Raw genomic sequence first — 9,593 nt, 5'->3', positions numbered from 1 at the left:
CTTCGTCGCGTTCTGGCAACGACACGCGGATGGGAACACGACGCCGTTCAGCGATGACGATCCCGCTGCGGGGCTGCTTGTCTTCGTGGCGCAACATGATCGACGAGGGGTGTTCCGGTTCACTTGCTGGAGTAGTTCAGGAACGGTCCGCCGTCGTGGCTGAAGCTGATCCGGTGGGTGAACTCGCCCTGCAGACGCTCATCCCCGACCGGATAGTCGATGACGCCGGTGCCCTCCCAGACGCCGATAAGCCATGCGAAGGGAACGATATCGGCCGGAAGTTCGACGGGCAGTTCGAGCATTATCGCGTCAGCGCTGGCCGCGGAAGAGGTTGCGCAGCACCACTGCCGAGACGAAGACGATAGCGAGGCTCGCAAGGCCCAGCAGGCCGATGAAGAAGATTTCGAGCGCCATGAGGTCCATGTCATCCACCTTACCGCGCCGCGCCGGTGTCAGGAGGGGATCAGTGCCGCGAGGCCGAAACCGACGGAGATGATGCCCATCAGCAGCAGAGCGCCGATGACGCTTCCGGAAACGCGGAAGATGAAGCCCTGGGTGCGCCCGTACCAGAGCTGCACCGCGAAGGACAGCAGTACGACGCCTCCGAACCCGACGAGCAGCCAGAGCACACGCCATTCCTCCGGCACGAAGATGCCGATGGCGACGGTGGCGAGGAAGGCCGTGGCCCAGACGACGAGCACACCGACGAACGCATTGCGTGGTGCGAGTGCGGGATCCGTCATGTCTCCATTGTTGCGCATCGCTCCCGGTATCATGGCGGCACGACGTCGATCCGCGTCTGTGAGGAGTGCGCGTGGCCCAGGTGCTGGTTCTGACCAACGCTCCGCTCTCCGAGCAAGTGCTCCCCGCGCTCGAGCTGCTGAGCCACCGCACGCGCCAGATCCCCGCAGAGACGTCGCAGCTGGTCAGCGCCCCCGACTACGACGTCGTGATCGTCGACGGCCGCCACGATCTCGTCGCCGCGAAGTCGCTGTGCCGCCTGCTGCGGACAGCAGGGCAGGATGCGCCACTGCTGCTCGTCGTCACGGAAGGCGGGATGAGCGCGCTCTCGGGAGACTGGGGAATCGACGACGTCCTGCTCGCCACAGCCGGTCCTGCCGAGATCGATGCCCGACTGCGTCTCGCGCTGGCTCGACGCGATGAGGTCGCCGAGCCCGCACGCGTGCAGGCATCCGGCGTCACGATCGACGAGCAGTCCTACTCGGCGAAGTTGCGCGGCAGGCCTCTGGATCTCACCTACAAGGAGTTCCAACTGCTGCACTTCCTGGCGACCCACCCCGCTCGTGTGTTCACCCGCGAACAGCTGCTGAGCGAGGTCTGGGGCTACGACTACTTCGGAGGCACCCGCACCGTCGACGTGCATGTGCGACGGCTCAGGGCGAAGCTCGGCGACCAGGAGCAGATCATCGGCACGGTGCGAAACGTCGGCTACCGCTTCAACGTCAACGAGGACGAGAGCCTCGCGAGCGTGGTCTGACGATCGACTCCGTTCACACGCGCGTCACCTCTCGGTGCTTAGATGTACCCCATGATCGATCCCGCACTCGCCGACGCCGGGCTGGGTGACGCCGAAGACGACGACTTCGACGCCATCGAGTCCTACGACTCCCAGCTCCCGGACCACCGCTACCTGGATCGCGAGCTCAGCTGGCTCGCCTTCAACCAGCGCGTGCTCGAGCTGGCAGAGGATCCGTCGCTCCCCGAACTCGAACGCGCCAACTTCCTGGCGATCTTCGCGAGCAATCTCGACGAGTTCTTCATGGTGCGCGTCGCCGGACTCAAGCGCCGCATCATGACCGGTCTGGCCGTGCCCACCAACATCGGCCGCTCCCCCGTCGACGCCCTCGCCGACATCTCTCGCGAGGCGCACGCCCTGCAGCTGCGTCATGCCGACGCCTGGACATCGCTGGTGCGACCCGCCCTCGCCGAATCCGGAGTGGAGATCACCGAGTGGTCAGAGCTCACCGACGGCGAGCGCGCGGCGCTGTCGGAGTACTTCGGGGCCCAGGTCTTCCCGGTGCTGATGCCGCTCGCGGTCGATCCCGCCCATCCGTTCCCCTACATCTCGGGTCTCTCGCTGAACCTCGCGATCCGCATCCGCAACGCCCGCACGGGGCGTCAGGAGTTCGCGCGCCTCAAGGTGCCGCCCATGCTCCCGCGCTTCGTCGAGGTGCCAGGAGGCGGCGAGATCAAGCGCTTCCTGCGTCTGGAAGAGCTCATCGCCAACCATCTGGGCGATCTGTTCCCCGGCATGGAGGTGCTCGACCACCACGCGTTCCGCCTCACCCGCAACGAGGATGTGGAGATCGAGGAGGACGAGAGCGAGAACCTCATCCAGGCGCTCGAGGCCGAGCTCCTGCGCAGGCGGTTCGGCCCGCCCATCCGTCTCGAGATCACCGACGACATGGATGACGTCACGATGGACCTGCTGGTCCGCGAGCTCGACATCACCGACCTCGAGGTCTACCGCCTCCCCGGGCCGCTCGACCTGCGCGGTCTGTTCGACCTCTCGCGCATCGACCGCCCCGACCTGCGCTACCCGCCGCATCTGCCCACCACGGCGGTGGCGTTCCAGCCCGCGGGATCGAGCGCCCGCGCTGACATCTTCAAGGCGATCCGCAAGTCGGACGTGCTGGTGCACCACCCGTACGAGTCGTTCACCACGAGCGTGCAGGCGTTCCTCGAGCAGGCCGCCCGCGATCCGCACGTGCTCGCCATCAAGCAGACGCTCTACCGCACCTCCGGCGACAGCCCCGTCGTGCAGGCCCTCATCGACGCGGCAGAAGCGGGCAAGCAGGTGCTGGCCCTCGTCGAGGTGAAGGCGCGCTTCGACGAGGCGAACAACATCGTCTGGGCGCGCAAGCTCGAGAAGGCCGGCGTGCACGTGGTCTATGGGCTCGTCGGGCTCAAGACGCACTGCAAGCTCGCGCTCGTGATCCGCGAGGAAGACGGGATGCTGCGCCACTACTCCCACGTGGGCACCGGCAACTACAACCCGAAGACCAGCCGCATCTACGAGGACTTCGGACTGTTCACCGCGGATGCGCAGGTCGGCAAAGACCTGACGCGACTCTTCAACGAGCTCAGCGGCTACGCGATCGAGAAGAAGTTCAAGCGCCTCCTGGTGGCGCCGCTGCATCTGCGCAAGGGGCTGATCCGCCAGATCGACGCCGAGCGGAAGAACGCCGAGGCCGGGATTCCCGCGCACATCCGCATCAAGGTGAACTCGATGATCGATGAGGAGATCATCGATGCGCTCTACCGCGCGAGCGCAGCGGGTGTGAAGGTCGATGTCTGGGTGCGCGGCATCTGCAGCCTCCGCACCGACCTCGACGGCATCAGCGACAACATCACGGTGCGCAGCATCCTGGGGCGTTACCTGGAGCACTCGCGCATCTTCGCGTTCGAGAACGCCGGCGATCCGCAGGTGTACATCGGCAGCGCCGACATGATGCACCGCAACCTCGACCGCCGCGTCGAGGCTCTGGTGCGCGTGACCGACCCCGCGCACCTCAAGGAGCTCGGGACGTTCTTCGACCTGGCGATGGACGCCGGAACGACGTCGTGGCACCTCGGCGCCGGCGGCGTCTGGGAACGCCACGCCGTCGATGCGGAGGGCAAGCCCCTCATCGACCTGCAGGATAAGACCATGGGGTTGATCCAGCGGCGCCGTCGCGCACGGGCGGTTCGATGACTGCGCGACAGCTGCAGCTCCCGGCCGACACGGCGACGAGCTCGAAGTGGACGGACAAGGCCGTGTACGCGGCGGGGGCCGTCGTGTGGCGCCTGGTCGACGGCAAACTTCGCATCCTGCTGATCCACCGCACCAAGTACCGCGACATCACCCTCCCCAAGGGCAAGGTCGATCCCGGTGAGATGCTCGCCGAGACGGCCGTGCGCGAGGTGCACGAGGAGACCGGCATCCGCGTCTCTCTCGGGGTGTCGGTCGGCGTGAGCCGGTACCACCTCGCCTCGCAGAAGCAGAAGGTCGTGCACTACTGGGCTGCGGAGGCGACGGATGCGGCGATCCGGGAATCGACGTTCGTTCCCAACCGCGAGATCGCCGCGCTGGAGTGGGTCAGTGTGAAGAAGGCGCGTGCACGTCTGAGCTACCCCGTCGACCTGGAGATCCTCGACTTCTTCTCCAACCTCGTCGACGACGGCGTGCTGCGCACCTTCCCGGTGATCGCGCTGCGTCATGCGAAGGCCACACCTCGTTCGGAGTGGGACGGTTCGGATGCCTCGCGACCGCTCACCGAGCGCGGGCGCACGCAGGCGAAGTCCATCGTCGGACCGTTGCGCGCGTTCGGCGTGCGTCGGATCGTGACCAGTGACGCGGTGCGCTGCGTCGAGACGATCACCCCGCTCTCTCGCGCGCTCGATCGCAAGCCGGTGAAGACGGAGAAGATCAGCCAGGACGCCTGGGAGGACGGCGGGTCCGACCTGCGTGCGGTCGTCGGCCGCCGTATCCGCGCCGGCAAGCCGGCCGTGCTGTGCAGCCACGGCCCGGTGCTTCCCGGCCTACTCTCGGAGATCGCGCTGGCCACCGGCACCATCCAGGGGTCCTACCTCAGCAGCGCAGCAGACCTCGAGCCTGCCGCGTTCTCGGTCGTGCACCTCTCGGCCACGAACCCCGGATCCGGGATCATCGCCATCGAGACGCACATCCCCAAAGTCTGACGTCCCCTGATTTCTCGCGGGAGCACCCCAGAGAGTCGCCCGTCGTTCACCTGCCGTTCACCTGCTCGGGAGAGTCTCGTTAACCGTCGCCCATAGCGTCACTGTGTGCCCTGCACCGGGCCCCACCCATTCCAGATCGAAGGATCCACAGTGAAGATCTCCCGAATCGCACGAATCGGCGCCATCGGCGCCGTCGCCGCTCTCGCCCTCGCCGGCTGCGCCGCGAACGAAGGCGGCACCGGCTCCACCGACGAGCCCACCTCCAACACTTCCGCCGTCAGCGGCTCCCTGGTCGGCGCGGGCGCTTCCTCGCAGCAGGTCGCCATCCAGGCGTGGACCGCCGAGTTCCAGAAGACCAACCCCGACGCCCAGGTCGAGTACGACCCGCAGGGCTCGGGCGGTGGCCGCGAGTCCTTCCAGCAGGGTGCGGTCAACTTCGCCGGTTCCGACCGTGCGTTCAAGACGGACGAGATCTCGGCCGGCGGCTTCGGCGCGTGCGTCGACGGCTCCGACATCATCGAGATCCCGGCCTACATCTCCCCGATCGCTATCGTCTTCTCGCTCGACGGCGTGGACGAGCTGAACCTCGCCCCCGAGACGATCGCGTCGATCTTCGCCGGCAAGATCACCAACTGGAACGACCCGGCGATCGCCGAGGACAACCCCGACGCGAAGCTTCCCGACCTCGCCATCACGCCGGTGCACCGCTCCGACAAGTCGGGCACCACGGGCAACTTCACCGACTACCTCGCACAGACCGCGGGCGACGTCTGGACCGCAGGCAGCGTCGAGGAGTGGCCGGCCGACCTCGCCGGCGAGTCTGCCGAGAAGACCTCGGGTGTCGCCAACGCCGTCAAGGGCGGACAGGGCCTCATCGGCTACATCGACTCCTCGCAGGCCGCCGACTTCTCGGCCGTCAACGTGAAGGTCGGCGACAAGTTCGTGCCGCACTCGGCCGAGGGCGCCGCCGCGACGCTCGACGCATCGAAGATCGAGGAAGGCCGCACCGACGGCGACCTCGCCTTCGCGATCGACCGCACCACCACCGCTGACGGCGCGTACCCCGTGCTCCTCGTCAGCTACCTCATCGGCTGCGCCGAGTACGAGGACGAGAACGTCGCGGCACTGACCAAGGCGTTCTTCACCACCGCGATCAGCGCCGAGGGCCAGGACGCCGCCGCGACCAACGCGGGCAGCGCCCCGATCTCGGACGACCTGCGCACGCAGGCCCGGGCTGCGATCGACCTCATCAAGTGAGCCAGTGACGGTCTCCGGGATGCCTCACGGCATCCCGGGGACCGTCTGCTCGCGTCAGACACCCGATCTCCACTGAGCAGGAAGCAGCTCCCATGACAGCCACGACCTCGCCGGCGTCGACGCGCATCGTCGCGAAGAAGCGCGCCGGTGACCTCTGGTTCTCCGGAACGGCGGTCGCCGCCGGGTCCATGATCATGATCACGCTGGCCGCGGTCGCGATCTTCCTCATCGTTCAGTCGATCCCGGCCTTCACCGCGACCGCTGAGGACGCCTCGCTCCTCAAGACGAGTTTCTGGGACTACGTCGGCCCCCTCCTCTTCGGCACCGTCTGGGCGGCCTTCCTGGCCCTCCTGCTGGCCGTGCCGCTCTCCCTCGGCGTCGCCCTCTTCATCACGCACTACGCCCCGCGACGACTCGCTCAGGGCCTGGGCTACGTGGTCGACCTGCTCGCCGCCGTCCCCTCGGTCGTCTTCGGCCTCTGGGGCATCCTCGTCCTGGCCCCGGCCGTGCAGCCCATCTACGTCTGGCTGAACACGAACGCCTCCTGGATCCCGCTCTTCAGCGGCGTCGTCTCCCCCACCGGCCGCACGATCCTCACCGCCGCCATGGTGCTGGCGGTCATGGTCGTACCGATCATCACGGCAATCTGCCGCGAGATCTTCCTGCAGACGCCTCGACTGCATGAGGAAGCCGCTCTCGCCCTCGGCGCCACCCGATGGGAGATGGTGCGCATGGCCGTGCTGCCCTTCGGCCGCTCCGGCATCGTCTCCGCCTCCATGCTCGGCCTCGGCCGCGCGCTCGGTGAGACCATGGCCGTCGCGATGGTGCTCTCGGTGAGCAAGGCCGTCACGTTCGAACTGCTCACCTCCACGAACCCCTCCACGATCGCAGCCAACATCGCGCTGACGTTCCCCGAGGCGTACCAGGTCAACATCAACATCCTCATCGCGACCGGTCTGATCCTGTTCGTCGTGACGTTCGCGGTGAACGCTCTCGCACGCTGGTTTGTGAACCGCCGCAAGGAATTCTCGGGAGCGAACTGACATGACCGTTACCGCCCCTGAATCGGCTCGCACGGCGAGCGCCGCTCCTTCCCAACTGTCGCTCAGCTCGGGCCACCTCCCCCGCTGGTCGCCCTGGGCCCTCCTCGCCCTCTCCTTCCTCATCGGCTTCACGCCCTTCGCACTCGAGGCAGTGGCCAGCGGATCCGACCTCAACATCGCCGGCTCCGTCGTGCTCGGGGCGGTCATCTACCTGGTGCTCATCTACGTGATGTCGCGCATCATCGAAGGCTCGAGGAAGGCGCTGGACCGCCTCATCACCGGCGTCGTCACCTCGGCATTCGCGATCGCGATGGTGCCGCTGGTGTCGGTCGCGATCACCGTGGTCGCCAACGGAGTCGCCCGCTTCGACGGGCTCTTCTTCTCGTCATCGATGCGCGGAGTGCTCGGCGAGGGCGGCGGCGCCCTGCACGCCGTCATCGGCACGCTCCTGGTCACACTCGCCGCGGCGGTCATCTCGATCCCGATCGGTCTGATGACGGCCGTCTACCTCGTCGAGTACGGCAAGGGCGGGCGCATGGCGCGCACCATCACGTTCCTCGTCGACGTCATGACCGGCATCCCCTCGATCGTCGCGGGTCTGTTCGCCTACGCGGTCTTCGCGCTGATCTTCGGTCCCGGTGTGCGCATGGGCATCGCGGGCTCGGTCGCTCTGGCCGTGCTCATGATCCCGGTCGTCGTGCGCTCCACCGAGGAGATGCTGCGGCTGGTGCCGAACGAGCTGCGCGAGGCGTCGTACGCTCTCGGCGTGCCGAAGTGGCTCACCATCGTCAAGGTGGTCCTTCCGACCTCGATCGCCGGCATCACGACGGGTGTGATGCTCGCCATCTCCCGCGTGATCGGCGAGACCGCGCCGCTGCTGCTCACGGCCGGATTCACCGATGCCATGAACTACAACCTGTTCAGCGGACGCATGCAGACCCTCCCGGTGTTCACGTACTCGCAGTACGCGTACCAGGGCATCCCCGCTGAGGCATACGTGGAACGGGCCTGGGCCGCCGCCCTGACGCTCATCATCATCGTCATGCTGCTCAACCTGATCGCGCGGCTCGTCGCGAAGATCTTCGCACCCAAGACCGGCCGCTGAGCCTCGACCCGACAAGCAAGGAACTGCAGTGTCCAAGAGCATTGAAGTCAACGACCTGAACGTCTACTACGGCGACTTCCTCGCCGTGGAGGGCGTGTCCCTCGACATCCAGCCGCGCAGCGTCACCGCGTTCATCGGCCCCTCCGGCTGCGGCAAGTCCACGTTCCTGCGCACCCTCAACCGCATGCACGAGGTCATCCCCGGCGCTCGAGTCGAGGGCGAGGTGCTGCTCGACGGCAAGGACCTCTACGGCCCCGGCATCGATCCGGTGCTCGTCCGCCGCCAGGTGGGCATGGTCTTCCAGCGTCCGAACCCGTTCCCCACGATGTCGATCAAGGAGAACGTCCTCGCCGGTGTGAAGCTCAACAACAGCCGCATGTCGAAGAGCGACCAGGACGCCCTCGTCGAGAAGTCGCTCACGGGCGCGAACCTGTGGAACGAGGTCAAGGATCGCCTCGACAAGCCCGGGTCCGGCCTCTCGGGCGGTCAGCAGCAGCGTCTGTGCATCGCCCGTGCGATCGCCGTGTCGCCCCAGGTGCTGCTGATGGACGAGCCGTGCTCGGCTCTCGACCCCATCTCGACCTATGCGATCGAGGAGCTGATCGGGGAGCTCAAGAACGAGTTCACGATCGTGATCGTGACGCACAACATGCAGCAGGCGAGCCGCGTGTCCGACAAGACCGCGTTCTTCAACATCGCCGGCACCGGCAAGCCCGGCAAGCTGATCGAGTACGACGACACCACGTCGATCTTCACGACCCCCTCCGTGCAGGCCACAGAGGACTACGTCTCCGGCCGCTTCGGGTGAGCTGAGGAAACACGTGAAGAGGGCCCAGGAACTTCGGTTCCCGGGCCCTTTTCACGTTCCGGCGCGTCTTCGCGTGCCGGCGCCTCGAGGGATCAGTCGCGGGGCGAGAGCAGGTAGCGGTTCAGGTCCGCAGTCAGCGTGTGGTCGACCGGAAGTGCGACATCGTCGACGGCCGTGATCGCGGCGGCGAGACGGACGCTCGACACCAGCCACGCGGCATCCGCTTGGGGGAGGTCGGTCGCCGGGATGCGGTCGTAGCCGACGTCGAACCCCTGGGCGGCGAGATACTCGTAGACGCTGAGCTGCGTCGTGCCGTGCAGGATGCCGCCGTTCGGAGCCGGGGTCACGAACCGGTCATCGAAGCGGAGGATCAGAGAGGCGGTCGGAGCCTCCAGCACGAACCCGTCGCTCGAGAGGAAGATCGCATCGTCGGCGCCGCGTCGGTGCGCCTCACGCAGGGCGGCCATGTTCACGGCGTACGACAGCGTCTTCGCGCCCAGCAACAGCCACGGGGCCCGTTCCGCCGCACCCAGGTCGTACCCGCGGTCGAGATCGGCTACTTCGAGGACTTCCCCGTGCTGGCCTACGGCATCCAGCAGGGGTCCGGCTTCCGCCTCATCGGTCAGCCGGAACTGGGCGGCGAGTACGGCTTCGCGGTCAACAAGGGCCAGCACCCCGA

General features: G+C 67.0%; 10 protein-coding genes and 1 pseudogene. 8 read left to right on the top strand and 3 right to left on the bottom strand.

What is annotated here, in order from left to right:
* The coding region (locus KZA10_RS18660) for a MepB family protein (protein WP_218682142.1) at positions 1-163 on the top strand (163 nt) is incomplete at its 5' end.
* Here KZA10_RS18660 and KZA10_RS03025 read toward each other — a convergent pair.
* Both KZA10_RS03025 and KZA10_RS03020 read right to left on the bottom strand, forming a co-directional pair.
* A pseudogene (locus KZA10_RS03025) lies at positions 126-302 on the bottom strand (FABP family protein); the annotation flags it as partial. The gene KZA10_RS18660 and the pseudogene KZA10_RS03025 overlap by 38 nt on opposite strands.
* 150 nt (positions 303-452) lie before the next feature.
* The gene (locus tag KZA10_RS03020; RefSeq protein ID WP_218682141.1) at positions 453-743 is read right to left on the bottom strand and encodes a hypothetical protein; all 291 of its coding nucleotides are present in this window, start codon (positions 741-743) and stop codon (positions 453-455) included.
* 71 nt (positions 744-814) lie between these two features.
* Here KZA10_RS03020 and KZA10_RS03015 point away from each other — a divergent pair, with 71 nt between their 5' ends.
* The 7 genes from KZA10_RS03015 (at position 815) to pstB (ending at position 8,914) form a co-directional block, all read left to right on the top strand.
* Positions 815-1,498: a response regulator transcription factor gene (locus KZA10_RS03015; RefSeq protein ID WP_055865247.1), complete on the top strand. Its 684-nt coding sequence runs from the start codon at positions 815-817 to the stop codon at positions 1,496-1,498.
* 51 nt (positions 1,499-1,549) lie between these two features.
* Complete coding sequence (locus KZA10_RS03010) at positions 1,550-3,715, top strand: RNA degradosome polyphosphate kinase (protein ID WP_218682140.1); 2,166 nt, start codon at positions 1,550-1,552, stop codon at positions 3,713-3,715.
* Positions 3,712-4,701: an NUDIX hydrolase gene (locus tag KZA10_RS03005; RefSeq protein WP_055873917.1), complete on the top strand. Its 990-nt coding sequence runs from the start codon at positions 3,712-3,714 to the stop codon at positions 4,699-4,701. Before KZA10_RS03010 ends, KZA10_RS03005 begins: the two co-directional genes overlap by 4 nt.
* A 150-nt stretch (positions 4,702-4,851) precedes the next feature.
* Positions 4,852-5,958, top strand: a complete 1,107-nt coding sequence (gene pstS, locus KZA10_RS03000; RefSeq protein ID WP_218682139.1) for a phosphate ABC transporter substrate-binding protein PstS — start codon at positions 4,852-4,854, stop codon at positions 5,956-5,958.
* A gap of 92 nt (positions 5,959-6,050) precedes the next feature.
* Positions 6,051-7,001, top strand: a complete 951-nt coding sequence (gene pstC, locus KZA10_RS02995; RefSeq protein WP_017828971.1) for a phosphate ABC transporter permease subunit PstC — start codon at positions 6,051-6,053, stop codon at positions 6,999-7,001.
* Position 7,002: 1 nt separating this feature from the next.
* The gene (gene pstA / locus KZA10_RS02990; protein ID WP_017828972.1) at positions 7,003-8,106 is read left to right on the top strand and encodes a phosphate ABC transporter permease PstA; all 1,104 of its coding nucleotides are present in this window, start codon (positions 7,003-7,005) and stop codon (positions 8,104-8,106) included.
* 28 nt (positions 8,107-8,134) lie between these two features.
* Positions 8,135-8,914 carry a phosphate ABC transporter ATP-binding protein PstB gene (gene pstB, locus KZA10_RS02985; RefSeq protein ID WP_017828973.1) on the top strand — a complete coding sequence of 260 codons (780 nt, stop codon included), beginning with the start codon at positions 8,135-8,137 and terminating at the stop codon, positions 8,912-8,914.
* A gap of 92 nt (positions 8,915-9,006) precedes the next feature.
* On the opposite strand, the gene KZA10_RS02980 is transcribed toward pstB, so the two are convergent.
* A partial coding sequence (locus KZA10_RS02980) for an aminotransferase class IV (protein ID WP_256934334.1) occupies positions 9,007-9,593 on the bottom strand: 587 nt, incomplete at its 5' end.

The sequence above is a fragment of the Microbacterium sp. BF1 genome (assembly GCF_019279095.1).
In the GTDB taxonomy this organism is placed as follows: domain Bacteria; phylum Actinomycetota; class Actinomycetes; order Actinomycetales; family Microbacteriaceae; genus Microbacterium; species Microbacterium maritypicum.
Note: the sequence above shows the minus strand (reverse complement) of the source record. Positions and strands in the feature narration are given on the sequence as shown.

Excerpts from the sequence above, each read along its gene's own strand:
- KZA10_RS03010 (WP_218682140.1), top strand. The coding sequence starts at position 1,550 with ATGATCGATCCCGCACTCGCCGACGCCGGGCTGGGTGACGCCGAAGAC.
- KZA10_RS03020 (WP_218682141.1), bottom strand. The coding sequence starts at position 743 with ATGACGGATCCCGCACTCGCACCACGCAATGCGTTCGTCGGTGTGCTC.
- pstC (WP_017828971.1), top strand. The coding sequence starts at position 6,051 with ATGACAGCCACGACCTCGCCGGCGTCGACGCGCATCGTCGCGAAGAAG.
- pstA (WP_017828972.1), top strand. The coding sequence starts at position 7,003 with ATGACCGTTACCGCCCCTGAATCGGCTCGCACGGCGAGCGCCGCTCCT.
- KZA10_RS03005 (WP_055873917.1), top strand. The coding sequence starts at position 3,712 with ATGACTGCGCGACAGCTGCAGCTCCCGGCCGACACGGCGACGAGCTCG.